Source organism: Rhizobium phaseoli (genome assembly GCF_001664385.1).
In the GTDB taxonomy this organism is placed as follows: Bacteria; Pseudomonadota; Alphaproteobacteria; order Rhizobiales; family Rhizobiaceae; genus Rhizobium; species Rhizobium phaseoli.
This window is the reverse complement of record NZ_CP013536.1, coordinates 960,398-977,828: the sequence shown is the minus strand read 5'-3', so window position 1 is coordinate 977,828 and position 17,431 is coordinate 960,398. Positions and strand designations below refer to the sequence as shown.

The window sequence follows — 17,431 nt, the reverse complement described above, 5'->3', positions numbered from 1 at the left end:
GCACTACCTCGGTTGTGTATCACGCTTGCGGGTGTTCGTAACGATTTTCCAATAGAACTCTATAACCGACTGATTCACTTGCTCGAAGGCAACCTGCGTCAATGGGTGTTCTGGACTGCGGCAAACTGCGAAGTTCAGAGCATGGAGGCATGGCTCACACGTCGTTACTATTTCTCCTTTTGCGAGCGGCGTTCCGATGCCTCGAGTTTGAATGGTTAACTTTACCGGCTCGGAACGTTTCTACGTGAAGATTCGCGGATGCGGACGTTGATTGATTTTATCCCGTGGATTCTCGCATTGCCTCCCGCTCTCTGGGAGCTCGCGAATGTGCGCGGACGTTATGGCTGGATCTTGGCTGTCTGCGCAGGCTCAATTGTCTTTGGCGGCATATTTTTGTGGGTCACGGCGCTCCAGCGGGTTGCCGACGTTATCCAGTATGGCGCTTTCGGTGTCGTGCAAGCGCTCCTCGTGCTGGTGGTGCCTCTTGCCGCTACCGTTATTGTTGCGAAGAAGACGGGATTGGCGGCTGGGGTCTTCGCGGGTATTGCCTTTGGATTCTGTATGTTTGTCATGACCGCCGCCATCGGAATTGGTATCTACGGCGAGTGAGGTATGGCGAACGCCAGTGGCTAAGGCTTTCCCGGGATAGCTTCGACCCAGGCTTGGCAGACAGTGCCTAGACTGAATGCCAACCGAATCCGGATAGCTGCCGGATATTCGCGATTTCCGTGACAGGTCCCGGCGCTTCCGACCAACCATTCCCTCTAATAACTGCAGGGGCGATCGTTGCCGAAGCCGTCCCGGCAGGCAGGTCTGAGTCCATAGTCGACGCTGCTGTATCCAATCGAGCCGGTTTGCACCGAGTCGGTTGAGCTGGTCGTGCACGAAGACAAGGACACGACAACCGCGACGACGGCTGCTGCGGCTGCCAATGATTTGCGAATCTGGAGCATCCCACCCTCCCCATCGCTGGCTGAGCGCCAGCGTCTTCAGCGTGATTACGCTGCACATAGGCCGACGCGGCGATCGGTAAACCGTTGCGCCCGATCAAGATTCCGTTATTCGTTGACGGCCCGGCGCCGGCTTCCCTGCGGAGGACACCATGCCCGCAGCGATATTGATTGGAGCCTCCGGTTCCGGCAAGGCTACACTTGCTCAGGCAATTGCCGCGCGATCTCCCGATCGCGACGACAACTTCTCGGCCGAAAGCGCCTTGTCGGGGCTGACATTCCGGCCCGTGGAATTCGCTACCAGGAAAAGAGATATCGGGGGGGGGCGCGAACGCAACGATGGATGCCACCAGCCCGACCTAGGGCGAAGTGGTCATCGAAAAGCCCGGTAGCGGCGCCTTCTATGCCCCCCGAGAAACACTGCAGCGGAGGGACGTCACGCAACTGGTGTTTCCCGGCGTGACGACGGAGGTCTGTATCCAGACGACCATGCGCGAGGCAAATGACCGCGGTTGCGAATGCCTGCTCGCAGAGGCGGCGACGGAAGCTATTTCGCTCAATTCACGGTCGCTGCAACCGATCCCGGCATGAAACCATATGACTGAAAGTTCTCTATGCTTCAGTTGCTGCACCGCAGATCACGAGTTCACCCGCTGTTGTGTCTGCTGGTCGAAGAAATGCACCTTCGACGTTTCGAAGGAGAGCTTCACCGGCTGTTCGGGAGCGAGATCGACACGCTCGCGCACCACCCAGGTCAGTTCCCTGCCGTCGACTTCCACCGCGACATGGGTTTCCGATCCCGTGGGCTCGACCACCTTAACGACGGCATCGACGCCGGTCTCGCCGCCGAAGGCGATGTCTTCGGGACGGATGCCGAGCGTCAGCGGCCGGTTGGCGGAACTGGCCGGCGCGCGAGACAGCTTGACGCGCGCACCGCCGTTCAGCGCCAGCGCCGGGCTGCCGGCATCGGAGATCGTCCCTTCGAGGAAATTCATGGCCGGGGAGCCGAGGAAGCCGGCGACGAAGATGTTGCGCGGCTTGTCGTAAAGCTCCAGCGGGCTGCCGATCTGCTCGACGCGGCCGCCATGCAGCACGACGATCTTGTCGGCCATGGTCATGGCCTCGATCTGGTCGTGCGTAACGTAGACGATCGTGGTCTTCAGGCGCTGGTGCAGCGCCTTGATCTCGGCGCGCATCTTCACGCGCAGCTTCGCATCGAGGTTGGAGAGCGGTTCGTCGAACAGGAAGACCTTCGGATCGCGGACGATGGCGCGGCCCATGGCGACGCGCTGGCGCTGGCCACCGGAAAGCTGCGCCGGCTTGCGGTCGAGCAGCGGCTGCAGGCCGAGAATGGCGGCGGCCTCGCCGACCTTCTTCTCGATCTCGGGCCGCTTGGCGCCGGCAAGCTCCAGCGCAAATCCCATATTCTGGGAAACCGTCATCTGCGGATAGAGCGCATAGTTCTGGAAGACCATCGCGATGTCGCGATCCTTCGGCTGCAGATTGTTCACCACCCGCCCGTCGATGCTGATCTCGCCGCCGGTGATGTCTTCGAGGCCGGCGATCATGCGCAGCAAGGTCGATTTTCCGCAGCCGGAGGGGCCAACGAGAATGGTGAATTCGCCATCGGCGATCTCGACGTCGACGCCGTTGATGATATCGACCGGGCCGAAGGATTTCTTGACGTTTCTGATGCTCAAGCCAGACATGGACTTACCTCTCAACGTTTCCTGCGCACGCGCAGCGCCTGATAGGGCTTGCGCGGGATCTTGACGCCGAAGGCGGCGTCCGGCTTGCCGCCGCGCACGACCGAGCCATGGCGCGTCGGATGCGGAACGGGTGCGGCCACCTTCTCGGCCGGCGTGATCGTCATCTCCCAGGTGTCGATGATGTCGACATCGTAATCGTCGCCATCGACAGGCAGGCCGGTGGACCAGATCACCGGCTGATGTTCGCCGAAATAGATCAGGCGGAAATCGCCGTCGCCGTCACGCGCGCCGGATACGCGCGACCAGGGCCATTCGCCGATGACGCCGAGCGGCTCGAGGCCGTGCTTGACGTCTTCCTCCAGCAGGTCACGCAGGAAGCCGATCCGTTTCCACGCCTCGCCGCGCAGCTCTCCGCCCTTGGCCCACCAGATCAGATCCTCGGGATGGGAATAGGTCTCGCCGTGGCCGGCATAGCCGCCGCGCGCCATGGTGATCCAGAAGCGGTGCACCAGTTCCCCGGCATGGAGATTGCCCCAGCACTGCAGGATGTCGCCCTCATATTCGGGCTCGTCGTTGATGACCGGCTTGCCATAGGCATTGCGCCATTCCTGGGTGCGCTTGACGTCGGGGTTCTGAATGCAGGTGTGGGTGACCCACGGCTTGCGGTGATCGAAATTGGCCGTCACGTCGCCATTATGAATGGAGCGCAGATGCTGGTAGGGATCGTTTTCCTCCAGAATGTGGAAGTAGCGGTCCCATTGCTCCATCGGCTTGGTGTCGATCAGGAAATCATATTCGTTGGCGAGCGACCACCAGACGTTCCGGTAGGCGGCAAGACGCGCGGCGAGATATTCGACGTAGCGGAAATCCTGCTCGGCCGACATGTCGGCATAGCCCCAGCGGTCATAGGGATGGAAGATGATGATATCGGCTTCGATACCGAGGTCGCAGAGCGCCGCGACCTGCTGTTCGAAATGCCGAAAGGCGGTGGGGTTCGGACGGTCGAAGTCTTCCTTGCCGTCCGCGCCGCGCTCGAAGCAGGCGTGCAGCGGCTCATTGACGTTATAAGGATAATCCTTCGGAAAGACGCCCATGCGCATCTTGTTGAAGCGCGCCTTCTTCAGCGTCTCCAGCGTCTGCTTCTGCATCTCGAGCGGCTGGTGCGTCCAGGCGTAGCAGGTCGTTCCGAAGGAAAGGAACGGCGTGCCGTCGGCATAGGCGAAGTGGAATTTGTTGCGAATCCGCACAGGGCCGTGATTGCCTGATGAAGGGGCGGTCGCGGTCAAGGCGCCGGTCTTGCCGTCGAGGGCTGCGGTCTTGGAGCGCGTCCTGAACGACCACTCGCCTTCGCTGTCGGGCATGAAGCGGACGCGGTAGGTGCCGTTGCCGTCATAGAAGCCCGGCACCCGCACTTGACGGCTCTTATGGGTGAAGACGGCATCGAATGCCACGTCGAGATAGGGATTGCCGCCGGCCGGCCCTTCGAATGCGGCCTCGAACACGCCCCATTTTTCGACTGCTGCATCGGACATTCTCTCTCTCCTCGTAAAATGATTTCGCGATCAGCCCTTGACGGCGCCGGAGGTGAGGCCGGAGACGAAGTAGCGCTGGAACATGAGATAGACGATCGTCGCCGGAAGCACGGTCATGACGATCGCAGCGTTGAGCTGGCCGTAATTGCTGGAAAACTGCCCCTGGAACGACATCAGGCCGAGCGGCAGGGTCCACATGTGCTGGTCCTGCAGCAGCACCAGCGCCATGGCGAATTCGTTCCAGGTGGAGACGAAATCGAGGATGAGCAGCGCGGCAAGCACCGGCAGGCAGACCGGCAGGAAGATCCTGCGGAAGATGGTGAAATGGCTTGCGCCGTCGATGAGGGCCGCTTCCGAAAGCTCCTTCGGAATGCTCCTGAAGAAGCCGTGCAGGATGAAGACCTGATAGGGCACGCCGAAGGCGATGTAGGGCAGGATGACGCCGGGATAGGTGTCGATCAGCCCAAAGGAATTGACGAGCGTGAAGAGCGGCGCCAGCATCACCTGGAAGGGGATCATGGTGCCGAAGACGACGAGGAGCAGCAGTGCCTTTGAGATCCTCAGCCTGATCTTGGCCAGCGCATAGGCGGCCATGGCCGAGAGGAACAGGCCGAGCGGCACCTTGATGACGGTGATGATGACGCTGTTGAAGAAGGAGTTGGCGAAATTGCCGCGGCTCCAGGCAGCGCTGTAATTGTCATAGGCAAGCTCGGTCGGCGGCATGAACGCACCCGTGCTCGTCACCGCCGCCGGCGTCTTCAGCGAGGTGAAGACGATGAAGATGAAGGGCGCCACCCAGACGAGCGCCACGAGAACGAGCGCGATCCAGAGACCGATCAGGACGGGGTCGCGCTTCATCGACGACGGCCGGACATCGGCATGCACGGCGGCGGTATCGCTCGGCACTGCTGTCACGATTCGACCTCCTCATGCCTCTGGGTCCATCTCAGATAGGGGATGACGACGGCCATGGTGATCAGCAGCAGGACGACGGAGATTGCCGCGCCCCGGCCGAAATCGAAGATCTGCATGGCCTGGGTGAAGGCCCAGAGCGCCAGCATCTGAGTGGACTGGGCCGGGCCGCCGCCGGTCAGGCCATAGACGATGTCGAAGGCCTTCAGCGACGAGATGACGGAAAGAACGAGGACGATGGTGATCGTCGGGCGAAGCGCCGGCAGCGTCACATGCTTGAACACGGCCCAGCGGCCGGCGCCGTCGATGCGCGCGGCTTCGACCAGCGTCTGAGAGACGTTCTGCAGGCCGGCGAGGAACAGCACCATGGAGAAGCCGACCGTCTGCCAGAGATAGGCTACGAAGACGGAGTAAAGCGCGATATCCTTGTTGCCGAGCCAGTCCTTGATCCAGCCCTGCATGCCCCAGGAGGTCAGCAGCTGGGCGAACAGGCCGAAGAAGGGATCGTACATCCACTTCCACATGGTGGCGACGGCGATCGGCGCGATGATGACCGGCAGGTAGAAGATCGCCCGCAACCCGTTGCGACCGAAGATCTTCTGGTTGAGGCTGAGCGCCAGCAACAGGCCGACCAGAGGCGGGAAGATCAGGCTCATCAGGGTCCAGATCACGGTGTTGCGGAAGGCGACCCAAAAGACCGGATCGCGGGTGAAGATCGCCGAATAATTGGCCATGTCCACGAACTGCCGGTTGGCATCGAGCCCGTTCCACTTCTGGAAGCTCAGGATGACGACGTCGAGCATCGGGTAGAGCGCGAAGACCGCGTAGATCGCCAGCGCCGGCACCAGCAGGATGGCCGCCTGCATGCGCGGATCATGTGTCGATTGTCGAAGTGACATGCTTTCCTCCTACAGCGCCGCGCGTCCTTCAGACGCGCGAAGGACGCTATAGCGCTTTGAATCTGCGCATCGTGCTTTCCGAAAATCGATTCCGATTTTTGCGCCGATGCGCTGGCAGGGCCTTTGCAGCCAGCTCGCGAAAGAAGGTGCCAACCGATCAACATGGTCGATCGGCCGGCGCTTGGGAGGAATCAGGTTCTGCTGGCGATGAAGCTCTGCAGCTGCTTGGCCGCCTCGGCCGGCTCGGTGTTGCCGGAGGCGACGTCGTTGATGACGCGGAAATATTCCGTCGTGACATCGAGCGGGAAAGCCTGGTCGCCGTTCATGTAGACCTTGCCGTATTTCTGGAAGATGCCGAGCCATTCCGCCTCGAGCGGCTTCTGGTTGGCATATTGGACGTTCTTGTTGACGGAGGTCGAGCTCAGCTGGCCGAGCAGATCCTGCTGCACCTTGGTCGACAGGAAATAGTCGAGGAACTTGGCGGCGATGTCGGGATTCTTGCTCTTGGTGCTGATGTAGTTGTACTCGGCGAAGCCATAGAGACGTTCGGTATTGGTCGGGAAGGGGAAGATGCCATAATCGTCGAGATTGGCGCCGGAGCCGTTGAGCTGGCTGACCAGCCAGTCGCCTTCCAGCATCATCGCCGCCCGGCCTGCCGTAAATAGGCTGTAGGACTGCTTGTTGTCGATGCCCATGAAGGGCTGTAGCGTATAGTCCTTGGTCCACTTGGCGAATTCGGCGAAGGCGTCCGTCGCGCAGGGCTCCTTGGTCCAGTCCAGCGTCATCGCCTTCAGCGCGTCGTGCTTCTCGGCGCCGCACTTGGTTTCGAGGATGACGTCCATCAGGCGCATGACGTGCCAGTTGACCGTGCCGCCGAAGGTGAAGGCGGGAATGCCGGCAGCCTTCAGCTTCTCGGCGGCGGCGAGAAGCTCGTCATAGGTCTTCGGCTCTTCGGTGATGCCGGCCTGTTCGAACAGCTTCTTGCTGTAATAGACGGCTTCGCCCTTGAATGTGAAGGGAACGCCGTGCTTGCCGCCGGGATAGAGATCGGCGAAGGCGGCTGCGGACGGCAGCAGTTCGTCGCTCCACTTATATTCGGTGTAATACTTGTCGAGGGGCAGGGAGAGACCGGCCTTCACATATTCGCCGCCAAGGCCGAGGCCCGCCCAGCTGAAGTAGATGTCGGGGCCCTTGTCGGAGCCGGCCGCGACGCGCAGCGCCGTCTTGTGCTCGTCGACGGCGCGCTGGACGATCTCGACATGCGTACCCGGGTTCGCCGCTTCGAAATCGGATGCCACCTTCTTCAGAGCCGTATTGGCGGCATTGTTGTCGAAGTTGAGGGTCCAGAGCGTGATGTCTTCGGCAAGAACCGGCGTCGCGGCGAAAGACGCCACGGCGATCGCGACGATGCTCGCCGTCTTCAATTTCGCGGATAGGGTCAGCATTACCGTCCTCCTCTTGATAAGCCGGCCCCTTGTCGCAGATGATCATTTACATGTCAACTGGTATGATGAGCTAACCATCGCGATGCTGTGCGAATTTCGCGATCGAGGCGATGACGATCGCGGCCGACGCCGCGCCGGGGTCGATATGGCCGATCACCCGTTCGCCCAGCCGCGACGCCCGCCCCTTGGCCGCCGTCATATCCCTCGTCGCTTCGCATCCCCGGCGCGCCGCCCGCTCGGCCAGATCGAAGCACTGGTGAAACGAGGCCCCCGGCTGCCAGGCATCGAGCGCCGCATCCGCCGCGGGCCTCCAGGCATCGACCATGGTCTTTTCGCCGGGCTTGGCCTTGCCGCGCTCCTGAATACCCTCAGCCATCGCCGCAAAAGCGCGCAGGAAGTCGTCATCGCTGAGTTCAGGCCTGTCTTTGACTGCAGCTCCGGCGCGCATGAAGGCCGTGGCATACAGCGGGCCGGAAGACGCGCCGACCGCATTCAGGAATGCCTTTGCCGCGGTGTTGAAGACGGCCGTCGGCGGAGTCTGTGTAGCGTCGAGCGCGGCGACCGCCCTGGCCGCCGCCTCACAGCCGGCGTCCATGGCAATACCGTGATCGCCATCGCCGATCGCGCCATCCAGCTCGCAGAGATGGTCGCGCTGCGCCAAGATGTCTACAGCGATCATGGCAAAGAGGTGCTGCAGGTCTTTGGTCGTGATCGCCATCGATCACCTCCTGAACATGGCGCAATCGCAGGGATGGTCGATCAGCCGCTGAAGCTCGTCGTCGAGATGCATGAGCGTGATGGAGGCGCCGGCCATTTCGAGCGAGGTGCAGTAATTGCCGACGAGCGATGTGTGGATGACAAGTCCGGCCCCGTCGAGCCGCGCCTTGACGCGCCGCATCATGATGTAGAGCTCCATCATCGGCGTGGAGCCGAGCGAATTGACGAGGACGGCGACGCGGTCGCCGCGCTCGGCCTTCATCTCCCGGAGAAGATTGTCCATCAGTTCGTCGGTCACCACATCGGCCGTCTTCAGCGGCCCGCGCGCCACGCCAGGCTCGCCGTGGATGCCCATGCCGATCTCCATCTCCTCCTCGCCGATCTGGAAGTTCGGCTTCAATGTCTGCGGCAGCGAGCAGGGCGAGAGCGCCACGCCCATCGTATAGGTGCGCGCATTGGCATGGCGCGCGGCGCGCTCGGCCTCGTCGAAGGAATAGAGAAGATCGCAGGCAGCGCCGGCCGCTTTGAAGATGAAGACATTGCCGGCCACGCCGCGCCGCCTGTCCTGCTGATCGGCTGGGGCGGACGCGACATCGTCGGTGGTCAGAACGGTGCGCACCGCGATGTCGTCGAGCGCCAGCATTTCCGCGGCCATATCGAAGTTCATGACGTCGCCGGCATAATTGCCGTACATGAAGAGCACGCCGACGCCGCCATCGACGGCCATGGCGCAGGCCATGATCGGATCGGGCGGCGGCGAGGCGAAGACATTGCCGATCGCGGCGGCATCGGCAAGCCCCTTGCCGACATAGCCGAGGAAGGTCGGCTCGTGCCCGGAGCCGCCGCCGATCACCAGCCCGACCTTGCCCTTGCGCGGGCCGTTTCTGGCAATGATGGCGCGCGGCATGCTGTCCACGGCGTAGAGGTGCTCAGGATGCGCCGCGAGGACCCCTTGCAGCATCTCATCGACGGCATCCGCGCCCGCATTGATAAGCTTCTTCGTCTTCACGCCGATCCTCCCAGAACGAGCTCCGACTGCATAGATGCGGCGGGCGGGCCAGAGGTCAATCCGCTAGAGCATGATGGCGAAAAGTGTGAGCGGTTTTCGGACGACATCATGCTCTAACTCTTTAATTTAGAGCAGGATTCAGATTTTAGGCCAACCGGGCCTAAAATCATCCTGTTCTAGCGGCAAGGCGGCCGTCGCGAACGGCGCAAGCCGCACCTCTTTGTCCAATGCGCTGCCGCCGACCCTTCGCTCTTCGCCTGTGAGATTGACCACGTAGAGCCTGGCGCCAGCGGCATCCCTTGCGACGAAAGACAGCACTTCGGAGGGCGAGGACGAGATGCATTCCTGCCAGGATGCACCCGCAAGTGCCGACAAGGTCCGCACCGTGTTGGAGAGCGGCCGCCGCCCGCCTTGCTCGATTGGTTCATCGGAACCGGCGATCAGGCCGAAAGGACCGGTCAGCGCCGAAAGCGTCAGGCATTCGAGACCGGCATCGAGCACCCGGATCGCATAGCCGAGCGCGAAGGCCTCGGCGAAGCGGCCATTGTGGCGGGGGTCGCGGTTGGCCATCGGAATGCGCCCGCCGGCCGGATTGTCCATCGTGCGGCTGCCATAGGGGTTCTGCCGCATCGGGATCGTCGACGGGCCGATGCGATACGGCTTGTCGCCGTAGATCGCGCGCACGGAGCGCGTGATGAAGGGCAGCGCCTCCAATGTCTGCATGACGCTGAGATCGTCGGCCGCATGCACGATCGGGTTGGTGCAATGGCTGACGAAATCGATCTCGCCTGCCGGCACGCGCTTGCGGTTGAGCTCGGTGAAATAGCTGAGCATACCGCCGCCGATGCGAATGCCGGGGAAGGCGGCGCGGGCCGCGGCATAGACCTCCTCGAGGGGAGGGCAGTCCGGCCATTTGCTGCCGGGTGGCGTCGATTGCCGGTCGACGGAAGGCGAGATCAGGATCGCGCCCGGCTTGAATCCCGCCTGCTGCATCTGCCGGGCGATCCCGGCTGCCTCGCCTGCCGGCGACGATTTGCAGGGGAGCGCGATTTCCAGCGTCGAGCGACCGCGATGGAGAGCGGCGATCGCGGCGAAGTTCTCTAGCGCGTCAAGGCCGTGCCCGGCATCGGGATCGAAATGGAAGAGCAGTTCCTTGGGCGCGATCTCCGACAGGAGGAACGTGGCCGCGCGCGTCGCCTCGGCCTCCTCGGGCGTCACGATCACGCCGATATCGGGCATGGTGCCGGTTCGCGTACCGAGCTCGAGCCTTATGACGCTGCTCTGCGTCGCGACTGACGGCGCGACGGAACGGCTGATATCCGTGATGATGAGCGACGTCTTCTGCCGGACGGGCTGGTTGGCCGGTATGTGGTAAGGCCAGGGCAAAGCGAGCGGCCTGACATAGGTCTTGTAGGAGGCGTCCGACCAGTTGCGCTGGTCCTCCATTTCGAAGGTGTCGCCCTCCATCCGGCATTCCGCGGTAACGCCTGGCATGACCTGATGGGTGATGGCGCGCATGTCCTTGAAGGGCTGCCACGGCTCGATGACATTGGGAAAACGCGTCGCCGCGATCTGGCCGTCGACTTGTTCGACCGCCGCCGGCGAACCGGCGACGCCGACGATCGGATGCAGGATGCAGAAGCCGCAGCGATTGGTCTCGAAGCCGGTCTCGGAGACGGCTTCGGCCTCGAAATCGAGCCGGTCGCGATATCCGGTGATGCGGACCTCTATGGAGAGCGTCGTCGCATCCGGCCCCTGGCAGCGGGCGAGATAGGCGACCTCGAAACGATCCTCGCCTTGCTCGATCCTGAGGTCGGTGATCTCAGGGCTGTAGGTTCCCCAGTCCCGGTCTCGGACGAGGTAGGAAATCGCCCGCAGCGCCTCGACACCGTCGTAACGGATCGTGCGGAGATTGCCGTCGGCGAGATCGGCCGTCAGCTTTCCCGCCGTCAGGCGGACCGGCGGCCTTTCCGCAATGCGGGTGCCATAAAGCTGGAACGCATCGGCGGTCATCGCAGCATCGCCCCGATATCGATCGTCTGGCCGCGGGCGGCGCTGTCATAGGCGGCCTCGACGAGGGCGAAGGTCTTCAGATTGTCGGCGCCCGAGGTCGAGTGCTCCGCGCCGCGCCTGAGCTGGTCGACCCAATGCTGCTCTATCGCAAAGACGCTTTCCTGGATGTTGTGCCAGGGCCGCGAGGCCCAGGGCAGCAGCTTCGGCGAAACATCCATCCTGGTCGTGCCCCTGCCGTTGGTGATCTCCAGACCGTAGCCCTGGCTGAGGCGGATCGTGCCTTCGGAGCCGTCGAGTTCGATCAGCGTCTCGGGGAAGGGCTCCTTCGACAGCTTCGTGGCGTAGCTGACGTCGACGACCGAGGTGGCGTCGTTCTCATGATCGAGCAGGATGGTCGCGACATCCTCGCCCTTAATCCCAGGGTTGACCCGCTTGGTGCGGGCGGTCAGCGCGCTGACGTCGCCGAGGATATAGCGGGCGATATCGAGCGTATGGATGCCGAGATCTTCGATGATGAAGCGCTCGCCTTCGGCGAGATAGGGCTGGCCGGAAAAGACGTCGTAGCCCGAGCGGAAGGAGAAGCGGCCCCAGAAGGGCGTGCCGATGGCGCCCGCATCGAGCGCCTTGCGCACCGCCTGGATTGGCGTCTGCCAACGGAAATTCTCGTGCACCATCAAGGCCACGCCGGCAGCACGGCAGGCTTCGACCATCGCCTTCGCCTCCGAAAGCGTCCTGGCGAAGGGCTTCTGGCAGATGGCGGGGATCTTATTCCTCGCGGCCATTTCCACCAGGGCGCGGTGGCTTTGGACTGTCGTGGCGATATCGACGAAATCGAAGCCGCCATCGGCAAACATCGCCTCGGCATCGCTGTAGCGCCGCTCGATGCCGAACTGGTCGCCAACGAGCTTCAGCCGCTCGGGATCGCGGTCGCAGATCGCGACGATCTCCGCACCCTCGACATCGTTCCAGCCGTGCATCTGGTTGATCGCAAAGAAGCCACAGCCGATCAGCGCGCCTTTCAACCCGGCCATCTCAACCTGCCTTTGCCATCTGCATGAGGGTGACGCGCTGCTGCAGGCGACGCTGCGCCTGGTCGACGACCACGGCGATGATGATGACGAGACCCTTGATGACCATCTGCCAGAAAGAGGAAACGCCCATCATGACGAGACCGTCGGAAAGGATGCCGATGACGAAGGCGCCGATGATCGTGCCGCCGATCGTGCCGCGGCCGCCCGACATCGAGGTGCCGCCGAGCACGGCTGCGGCGATCGCATTGAGTTCGAAGCTTTCGCCGGTCGCCGGATGGGCGGCCATCAGCTCCGAGGAGATGACAACGCCGACGATCGCCGCGCAAAGCCCGGAGAACATGTAGACGAAGATTTTCACGAGATCGACGCGGATGCCGGACATGCGCGCCGCCCGCTCATTGCCGCCGACGGCGAAGATGTGGCGGCCGATCGGCGTCGAACGCGCGACATAGGCGGCCGCGAGCGCCAGCACGATCAGGATCCAGATCGACACCGGCAGGCCGAGAATGCGGCCGGCGCCGAAGAAGTCGAAACCGGTGGTGGCATATTCCGGCCGGCCGACGAGGTTCGGAAAGGTCTGGCCATCAGAGGACAGCAGCGCCAGGCCGCGGGCGATATAGAGCGTGCCGAGCGTGGCGATGAAGGGCGCGACGTTGAGCTTGGTGATCAAGAGGCCGTTGATGAGGCCGATGACAAGGCCGATCGACAGCGTGATCAGCACGATCTCGAAGAGGTTGAAATAGATGGTGTAGCCGATCGGCAGCTCGATGCCGTAGAGGATCAGCCCGCCGGCGACCATGCCGCAGAGCCCGACGATCGAGCCGACCGAAAGGTCGATGCCGCCGGTGATGATGACGAAGGTCATGCCCATCGCGAGGAACGCGTTCAGCGCCACATGCTTCGACATAAGGATCATGTTCGCCGTCGAGGTGAAGTTCGGCGCGAAGATCGCAAAGAAGATGATGACGGCAAAGAGCGCGATGAAGGTCCTGAGCTTCATCAGCGTCAGAAGCGCAGAGCCGTTGGCGCCCTTCGGCGCAAGAGTTGAGGTAGCCGCCATCATGACGTGAGTTTCCCTTGATGTCCGTGTCCCTTGGCCGAAGCCGCGATAATGGCGTCTTCCGTCGCTTCGTCCCTGTCGAAGACGGCGACGAGCTGGCCATTGCTCAAGACCGCGATGCGGTCGGATAGCGCCATGACCTCTTCGAGGTCGGAGGTCGAAAACAGGATGGCGAGCCCGTTTGCCGCCAGCCGCCGCATGGTGCGGAAGACGTCGGCCTTGGCGCCGACATCGATGCCGCGGCTCGGCTCGTCCATCAGCAGCACCTTCGGATTGGTCATCAGCGCCTTGCCGATGACGACCTTCTGCTGGTTGCCGCCGGACATGGAGGTGACCTCGAAATCCGGGTTCGGCGCCTTGATGGAGAGATCGCGGATCGCCTCCTGAATGGCGTTCTTCTCCGCGCCACTGTCGATATGAAAAAGCCGGGTGAAGCGCGACAGGCTCGCGAGCGTCAGGTTGGAGGCGATGGAGAGCACCTGCACCAGCCCCTCGCGCTGCCGGTCCTCCGGGATCAGCGCAAGGCCGCGGCGGATGCGCCGCGTGGTGTCACGGGCGCGCACTTGCCTGCCGTCGATGAAGATCTTGCCGGTCGAATGCGTATGGCGCCCGATCACGCATTCAAAAAATTCGCTGCGCCCGGCGCCCATCAGGCCGTAGATGCCAAGGATCTCACCCGCCTTGACCGACAGGGAAACGTCGTTGACCGCAAGCCCGCCGGTCGGTCGGGGAAGTGTGATGTTTTCGGCGCGGAAGACTTCCTTGCCGATGGAATGGGTGACGGATTTGGCGAAATCCTTGGCGTCCGAGCCGATCATCGAACGGACGATCCAGCGCGTGTCGATATCGCGCACCATGGCATGGCCGGTGATCTGGCCGTCGCGCAGCACGGTGATGTAGTCGCCGATCCGCATCAGCTCTTCCAGCCGGTGCGAGATATAGACGATCGCCACGCCCTGCGCCTTCAGCTCGGCGATCACCTTGAACAGGATTTCGACTTCGGCCGCCGACAGCGCCGAGGTCGGCTCATCCATGATCAGGATGCGGGCATTAAGCGACATCGCCTTGGCGATCTCCACCAGCTGCTGCTGACCGATCGGCAGGTCCTCGACCATCGTGTCCGCCTCGATGCCGGCATCGAGGCGCCGCAGAAATTCATTGGCCTTTTCGACCTGCGCCTTGTGATCGATGCCGAGCAGGCCGCGGGTGATCTCGCGCCGGGTGAAGATGTTTTCGGCGACCGACATGTTGGCGAAGAGATTGAGCTCCTGGAAGATCATGCCGATGCCGTTCGCCTGCGCGTCGGCCGGGCTGTCGAAGGACACGGGCTTGCCGTCCAGGATGATGCGGCCGAGCGTCGGGCGCTCGACGCCGGCAATGATCTTCATCAGCGTCGATTTGCCGGCGCCGTTTTCGCCGACGAGAACATTCACCGCGCCGCGGCGCAGCTCCAGATTGGCGCGCTTGACGGCGACGATGCCGGAATAGACCTTCGACACGTCGTCGAGACGGAGGATGATATCGTCCTGATGTGCGTCTGCCGCCGTCATGATCCCACCTTCAGTTCCGAAGGTGTGACCAGCGGCAGCTCGCCGCTTCTCGGCAGCGGGAAGGCGCCGATCACCGTCACCGTCTTGCCGGTGAGACCGTCGCGCGGAACGGCGGAGAGGAAGGCGGTATTGGCCTTCTCGTTGAACGCCTTGCCGAACTGCGCCCATTCGATCTGGTTCTTGAACTCGTTGAAATTGACGAAATCGAGCGTGTCGCGCAGTGCGGTGCCGCGCAGCGCCGGGCCGATCTGCACCTTCGCATCGGCCTTGCCGTCGCCATCGGCATCGACATCGAGCGTCGCCGCGCGCGAGGCCGTGTCGGCCGCGACGACCGTGCCGGTGATCTTCACCGCATAGGTCCAGGGCGAGCTGCTCTGCTTGCGCGGATTGCCGTATTTCTCGCCCGCGGCATCGGGGCTCGTGGAAACGAGCTGCATGACGTCCTTCAGCTCGCCGGCGCGCTTTTCGAAATAGGGCACGACCTGAGGCTGCCAGATCGCCTCGACCTTGGCATTCGGATCGAAAGCGGTCTTGGCTGCGGCCGCCGCCTTCTCCTCCGCGGTCGGCGTCTTGATGATCTTGCAACCGGGCAGGGCCGCCGCCACGACGGCAGCCAGCAATGCGCCCTTCATTCTCAACATGCGGGTGAACCTCGGCGTCTTGCAAAATGCATTGCGGAGGGCGCAACATTGCACCCTCCGCAATTGGGGCTGATCAGTTCGTCAGGGCGAAGGTTTCGAGCTTGCCGGCATTGTCGGCATTGATGAGAACGCAGTCCATCAGCTGCTTCTCTTCCTTCGGCGTCGTCTTGTTCTTGATGTAGGCGTCGGCCTGCTCCACCGCGAGCTGCGCCTGCGCATAGGCGGGCTGCAGCACCGTCGCCTTGATGCCGCCCGACTTGATGGAGTCGCGCACGTCGTTGGAGCCGTCGAAGCCGACGACGATCACGTCCTTGCGGCCGGCGGCCTGCAGGGCTGCGATCGCGCCCATCGCCATGGTGTCATTGCCTGAGATGACGCCCTTGATATCCGGATTGGCCTGAAGGATGGTTTCCATCTTCGAATAGGCTTCCGTCTGGCTCCAGTTGGCCGACTGCTTGGCGACCGACTTCAGCTCGGGATAATCGTCGATGACGTCGTGATAGCCCTGCGAGCGGATGCCGGCATTGGTGTCGGACTCCTTGCCGACCAGCTCGACATAGTTGCCCTTCTCGCCCATCAGCTTGACGAATTCCTGCGCGCCGAGCTGCGCACCCTGATAGTTGTTCGAGACGATCTGGGCCACGGCGACGCCGGTCGCGTTGATCTCGCGGTCGATCAGGAAGGAGGGGATGCCGGCATCCTTGGCCTTCTTGACGGCGGCGACGGAAGCGTCCGCGCCCGCATTGTCGAGAATGATCGCCTTGGCGCCGCGCCCGATCGCCGTATCGATCATTTCCGACTGCTTGTTGGCGTCGTCGTCATGGGTCATGACGAGCGTCTCGTAGCCGAGCTCCTTCGCCTTGGCTTCGGCGCCGACGGCTTCGGCCTTGAAGAAGGGATTGTCGTGCGCCGGGGTGATGATGGCAATGAGATCGGCCGCGAAGGCCGGCATGGCCGTGCCGAGCGCCAGCGCACTGGCGAAGGCTGCGAGTGTCAGTCTGCGTGTCAGTTTCATTCTTTCCTCCCTGTTGTGAATGACGCTCCGTCTCCCCGGAGCGGTGCCCCGTCTCCGGAGCGGTAGCAGGGGGAGGCTTGCCTCCCCCGGGCCGGTTCAGGTGATGCGCCGAATGCTTTCAGCGATCTCCTGCGGTTCGAAAACTTTCTTCCAGTCGTCGCGCATCAGCGCCGGGATGCCGAACTCGATCGCCTTGTTGCAGGCATCCGAGAAGACACCGTCGACTTCCTTGAAGATGACCGCGCCGAGCACGTTCATGTGGCCGAGCAGGAAATCGCGGGCGGCTTCCGCCGGCACACCGCGGGCCACGCATTCGTCCATGGCCTGGCGCATGATGACGAGCAGCGAGGCGCAGACGGTTTCGGAAAGGCCGGGCTCGAGCATGGCGAGCTGATCGACCGTAACCCGGTGCGAACGCATGACCGGCGCCCAGATGACCTTGGCGATTTCCTCGCCGAGCGCATAGGCGCTGTCGGGACCCTGCATCAGCGCCGAGACGATGTGCTGTTTGGCGAAAAGGCCGCCGAAATGATCCTTCTTGGCCTGCATGTCCGTCTCGTCGTTAAAGATCGGCGGATGGCAGGGATGGGTGACGAAATAGGTGAGGTCGTCGCGCTTCGGCAGATGGCCGGCGAAGGGTGCGGCGGCGTCGAGCGCCACCACCATGGTGCCGGGAGCGAGCTTGTCGACGATGCCGGCCGCGACCTTGCCGATCGCCGTATCCGGCACGGCGAGGATGACGACGTCGGCGCCGTCGAGCGCGGCATCGACAGGCACGCAATCGAGGCCAAGATCGTTCTTCAGGCGGGCCTTGCCGGCATCGCTCACCTCGACATGGCGCACTTCGAAGCGCGAGCCTTTGAGATTTTTGGCAAGCCGGTATCCCATTTTGCCGCCGGCGCCGAAGAGAGCAATCTTGGTCATGTTTTCCTCACCTTTTCAGTTCTG

General features: G+C 62.8%; 16 protein-coding genes and 1 pseudogene. 2 read left to right on the top strand and 15 right to left on the bottom strand.

Annotated features, from left to right (window positions below):
* Nucleotides 1-258 precede the first annotated feature (258 nt).
* The gene (locus tag AMC88_RS31700) at nucleotides 259-609 is read left to right on the top strand and encodes a hypothetical protein (protein WP_064830310.1); all 351 of its coding nucleotides are present in this window, start codon (nucleotides 259-261) and stop codon (nucleotides 607-609) included.
* A gap of 155 nt (nucleotides 610-764) precedes the next feature.
* Here the strand turns inward: AMC88_RS31700 and AMC88_RS34450 are convergent, their stop codons facing one another.
* Nucleotides 765-953: a hypothetical protein gene (locus AMC88_RS34450; protein ID WP_010002439.1), complete on the bottom strand. Its 189-nt coding sequence runs from the start codon at nucleotides 951-953 to the stop codon at nucleotides 765-767.
* Between the two features lie 360 nt (nucleotides 954-1,313).
* Between AMC88_RS34450 and AMC88_RS31690 the strand changes: the two are divergent.
* A pseudogene (locus AMC88_RS31690) lies at nucleotides 1,314-1,525 on the top strand (cysteine hydrolase family protein); the annotation flags it as partial.
* 63 nt (nucleotides 1,526-1,588) lie between these two features.
* Here the strand turns inward: AMC88_RS31690 and AMC88_RS31685 are convergent.
* The 14 genes from AMC88_RS31685 to AMC88_RS31620 all read right to left on the bottom strand — a co-directional run bounded on the left by AMC88_RS31685 (nucleotide 1,589) and on the right by AMC88_RS31620 (nucleotide 17,407).
* Nucleotides 1,589-2,659 (bottom strand): ABC transporter ATP-binding protein, encoded by a 1,071-nt coding sequence (locus AMC88_RS31685; RefSeq protein ID WP_064830309.1) that lies wholly within the window; start codon nucleotides 2,657-2,659, stop codon nucleotides 1,589-1,591.
* Between the two features lie 11 nt (nucleotides 2,660-2,670).
* Nucleotides 2,671-4,191, bottom strand: a complete 1,521-nt coding sequence (locus tag AMC88_RS31680) for a DUF5060 domain-containing protein (protein WP_004678757.1) — start codon at nucleotides 4,189-4,191, stop codon at nucleotides 2,671-2,673.
* A gap of 30 nt (nucleotides 4,192-4,221) precedes the next feature.
* Complete coding sequence (locus AMC88_RS31675; RefSeq protein ID WP_210298840.1) at nucleotides 4,222-5,049, bottom strand: carbohydrate ABC transporter permease; 828 nt, start codon at nucleotides 5,047-5,049, stop codon at nucleotides 4,222-4,224.
* A gap of 53 nt (nucleotides 5,050-5,102) precedes the next feature.
* Complete coding sequence (locus AMC88_RS31670) at nucleotides 5,103-6,002, bottom strand: carbohydrate ABC transporter permease (protein WP_064830308.1); 900 nt, start codon at nucleotides 6,000-6,002, stop codon at nucleotides 5,103-5,105.
* A 191-nt stretch (nucleotides 6,003-6,193) separates the two neighbouring features.
* Nucleotides 6,194-7,447 carry an extracellular solute-binding protein gene (locus AMC88_RS31665; protein ID WP_037147111.1) on the bottom strand — a complete coding sequence of 418 codons (1,254 nt, stop codon included), beginning with the start codon at nucleotides 7,445-7,447 and terminating at the stop codon, nucleotides 6,194-6,196.
* A gap of 70 nt (nucleotides 7,448-7,517) precedes the next feature.
* Nucleotides 7,518-8,165: a dihydroxyacetone kinase subunit DhaL gene (dhaL, locus tag AMC88_RS31660; RefSeq protein WP_037147114.1), complete on the bottom strand. Its 648-nt coding sequence runs from the start codon at nucleotides 8,163-8,165 to the stop codon at nucleotides 7,518-7,520.
* A gap of 3 nt (nucleotides 8,166-8,168) precedes the next feature.
* On the bottom strand, nucleotides 8,169-9,173 hold the full coding sequence (locus AMC88_RS31655) for a dihydroxyacetone kinase subunit DhaK (protein ID WP_012490389.1): 1,005 nt from the start codon (nucleotides 9,171-9,173) through the stop codon (nucleotides 8,169-8,171).
* A 138-nt stretch (nucleotides 9,174-9,311) separates the two neighbouring features.
* Nucleotides 9,312-11,186: a D-apionate lactonase gene (apnL, locus tag AMC88_RS31650; protein ID WP_037147117.1), complete on the bottom strand. Its 1,875-nt coding sequence runs from the start codon at nucleotides 11,184-11,186 to the stop codon at nucleotides 9,312-9,314.
* Nucleotides 11,183-12,217, bottom strand: a complete 1,035-nt coding sequence (locus AMC88_RS31645) for a Gfo/Idh/MocA family protein (RefSeq protein ID WP_037147120.1) — start codon at nucleotides 12,215-12,217, stop codon at nucleotides 11,183-11,185. Before AMC88_RS31645 ends, apnL begins: the two co-directional genes overlap by 4 nt.
* A gap of 1 nt (nucleotide 12,218) precedes the next feature.
* A complete protein-coding gene (locus tag AMC88_RS31640; RefSeq protein ID WP_004678742.1) occupies nucleotides 12,219-13,280 on the bottom strand; it encodes an ABC transporter permease in 1,062 nt (353 codons plus the stop codon).
* Entirely contained in the window at nucleotides 13,277-14,827 is a 1,551-nt protein-coding gene (locus AMC88_RS31635; protein ID WP_064820541.1) for a sugar ABC transporter ATP-binding protein, read from the bottom strand. Before AMC88_RS31635 ends, AMC88_RS31640 begins: the two co-directional genes overlap by 4 nt.
* Nucleotides 14,824-15,468, bottom strand: a complete 645-nt coding sequence (locus AMC88_RS31630) for a DUF2291 family protein (protein ID WP_029531710.1) — start codon at nucleotides 15,466-15,468, stop codon at nucleotides 14,824-14,826. Before AMC88_RS31630 ends, AMC88_RS31635 begins: the two co-directional genes overlap by 4 nt.
* Before the next feature lie 73 nt (nucleotides 15,469-15,541).
* On the bottom strand, nucleotides 15,542-16,483 hold the full coding sequence (locus AMC88_RS31625) for a D-ribose ABC transporter substrate-binding protein (protein ID WP_004678737.1): 942 nt from the start codon (nucleotides 16,481-16,483) through the stop codon (nucleotides 15,542-15,544).
* Between the two features lie 96 nt (nucleotides 16,484-16,579).
* On the bottom strand, nucleotides 16,580-17,407 hold the full coding sequence (locus AMC88_RS31620; protein WP_004678736.1) for a phosphogluconate dehydrogenase C-terminal domain-containing protein: 828 nt from the start codon (nucleotides 17,405-17,407) through the stop codon (nucleotides 16,580-16,582).
* Between the last annotated feature and the right edge of the window lie 24 nt (nucleotides 17,408-17,431).

Bases quoted from the DNA above. Each gene is read 5' to 3' on its own strand.
- AMC88_RS31700 (WP_064830310.1), top strand. From the start codon at position 259: ATGCGGACGTTGATTGATTTTATCCCGTGGATTCTCGCATTGCCTCCC.
- AMC88_RS34450 (WP_010002439.1), bottom strand. From the start codon at position 953: ATGCTCCAGATTCGCAAATCATTGGCAGCCGCAGCAGCCGTCGTCGCG.
- AMC88_RS31685 (WP_064830309.1), bottom strand. From the start codon at position 2,659: ATGTCTGGCTTGAGCATCAGAAACGTCAAGAAATCCTTCGGCCCGGTC.
- AMC88_RS31680 (WP_004678757.1), bottom strand. From the start codon at position 4,191: ATGTCCGATGCAGCAGTCGAAAAATGGGGCGTGTTCGAGGCCGCATTC.
- AMC88_RS31675 (WP_210298840.1), bottom strand. From the start codon at position 5,049: ATGAAGCGCGACCCCGTCCTGATCGGTCTCTGGATCGCGCTCGTTCTC.
- AMC88_RS31670 (WP_064830308.1), bottom strand. From the start codon at position 6,002: ATGTCACTTCGACAATCGACACATGATCCGCGCATGCAGGCGGCCATC.
- AMC88_RS31665 (WP_037147111.1), bottom strand. From the start codon at position 7,447: ATGCTGACCCTATCCGCGAAATTGAAGACGGCGAGCATCGTCGCGATC.
- dhaL (WP_037147114.1), bottom strand. From the start codon at position 8,165: ATGGCGATCACGACCAAAGACCTGCAGCACCTCTTTGCCATGATCGCT.
- apnL (WP_037147117.1), bottom strand. From the start codon at position 11,186: ATGACCGCCGATGCGTTCCAGCTTTATGGCACCCGCATTGCGGAAAGG.
- AMC88_RS31645 (WP_037147120.1), bottom strand. From the start codon at position 12,217: ATGGCCGGGTTGAAAGGCGCGCTGATCGGCTGTGGCTTCTTTGCGATC.
- AMC88_RS31640 (WP_004678742.1), bottom strand. From the start codon at position 13,280: ATGATGGCGGCTACCTCAACTCTTGCGCCGAAGGGCGCCAACGGCTCT.
- AMC88_RS31635 (WP_064820541.1), bottom strand. From the start codon at position 14,827: ATGACGGCGGCAGACGCACATCAGGACGATATCATCCTCCGTCTCGAC.
- AMC88_RS31630 (WP_029531710.1), bottom strand. From the start codon at position 15,468: ATGTTGAGAATGAAGGGCGCATTGCTGGCTGCCGTCGTGGCGGCGGCC.
- AMC88_RS31625 (WP_004678737.1), bottom strand. From the start codon at position 16,483: ATGAAACTGACACGCAGACTGACACTCGCAGCCTTCGCCAGTGCGCTG.
- AMC88_RS31620 (WP_004678736.1), bottom strand. From the start codon at position 17,407: ATGACCAAGATTGCTCTCTTCGGCGCCGGCGGCAAAATGGGATACCGG.